Source organism: Methylobacterium sp. WL12 (assembly GCF_008039475.1).
Lineage (GTDB): Bacteria > Pseudomonadota > Alphaproteobacteria > Rhizobiales > Beijerinckiaceae > Methylobacterium > Methylobacterium cerastii.
This window is the reverse complement of sequence record NZ_VRUW01000207.1, coordinates 1-1,409: the sequence shown is the minus strand read 5'-3', so window position 1 is coordinate 1,409 and position 1,409 is coordinate 1. Positions and strand designations below refer to the sequence as shown.

Here is a 1,409-nt window from a genome sequence, read left to right as displayed (position 1 = left end):
AGCACTACTTTGGCAGATTTAGGGAACGGGGCTGGTTTTCGCGGATTCGTGTGCCATGGCGATGGTCATGGGTGATCGCGATGTCGGATGCTGGCGGATGGCGTGACGATCTGGATCAATGGCTGCAGCCGTTCCTGGCGGGCCTGTCGCATTCGGCACGCCGGGCGATGTGCCCCCTCTACGTGGCCGGTCTGATCGGCCTTGGCGACCGCAAGAGCGTCCAGCCGATGGCGGCGCGGAGCGATGGGGTTCCCTATGATCGGCTGCACCACTTCATCGCCGCCGGGATCTGGGATGAGGCGCCGCTGCAGCAGGCGCTTCTCTACGAGGCCGATCGCTTGGTCGGCGGTGCAGATGCGATCCTCGTCGTCGACGACACCGCCTTGCCGAAGAAGGGCAACCGCTCGGTCGGGGTGGCACCGCAATACGCCACGACGCTGGGCAAGACCGCCAACTGTCAGACGCTGGTGTCGCTCACGCTGGCCCGCGGCGAGGTGCCTGTGGCGGTCGGCCTGTCGCTGTTCCTGCCCGAGACCTGGACGGGCGATCCGGACCGGATGGCCGGGGCCGGTGTCCCCGAGGATCGGCGCACGGCCCGCACCAAGCTGGAGATCGCCATCGCGGAGATCGATCGGGTCCGGGAGGGTGGCGTGCGCTTCGGCTGCGTGCTGGCCGATGCCGGGTATGGCTGCTCCGCCCCGTTCCGGCAGGCCCTGAGCGAGCGCGGCTTGAGGTGGGCCGTCGGGATCTCGGGGCGCAACAAGGTCTACCCGGCCGACGTCGCGATGATCTTCCCCGTCGCGGGGTGTGGGCGACCGCGCCAACGTCACGTGCCGGATCAAGTCTCGGTCGCGGCTGAAACGATCCTAGCGGACATGACGGGTCGATCGGTGACGTGGCGGCACGGTACCAAGGGTCGGCTCCGGGCGCGCTTTTGCGCCCTACGCGTACGGATGGCCGATGGTCCGACCCAACGGATCGGCACGATGGGCAATCAACATCTGCCCGGGGAGGCCGTCTGGCTGGTGCGCGAGGAGCGCGGCTCGGGCGAGCGCAAGTTCTACCTCTCGAACCTGCCCGCCGACGCGACCCTCAAGCAGCTCGCCGCCATGATCAAGGCGCGCTGGATCTGCGAGCAGGCGCATCAGCAGATGAAGGAGGAGCTCGGCCTCGATCACTTCGAGGGTCGCTCCTGGACCGGGCTGCATCGACATGCGCTGATGACGATGATGGCCTACGCCTTCCTCCAGTCCCGGCGCCTCGCAGCAGCCGGGCGGAAAAAAAAGAATCGCCTGCCCACCGCCCCAACCCTCGATGCCGGCGATCCGGCAGGCCATCCTGGACCACCTCAGCCGACCGCCACCCCGCCGATGCCCGCACTGTGATGCTGCGCTCGATCAACCACCTTG

Annotated in this window: 1 protein-coding gene; it reads left to right on the top strand. The window is 67.8% G+C overall.

Annotation, left to right across the window (positions count from 1 at the left end; translation table 11 throughout):
• Nucleotides 1-80 precede the first annotated feature (80 nt).
• The gene (locus FV226_RS27510; RefSeq protein ID WP_246691757.1) at nt 81-1,385 is read left to right on the top strand and encodes an IS701 family transposase; all 1,305 of its coding nucleotides are present in this window, start codon (nt 81-83) and stop codon (nt 1,383-1,385) included.
• Nucleotides 1,386-1,409: the final 24 nt, after the last annotated feature.

Excerpts from the sequence above, each read along its gene's own strand:
- FV226_RS27510 (WP_246691757.1), top strand. The coding sequence starts at position 81 with ATGTCGGATGCTGGCGGATGGCGTGACGATCTGGATCAATGGCTGCAG.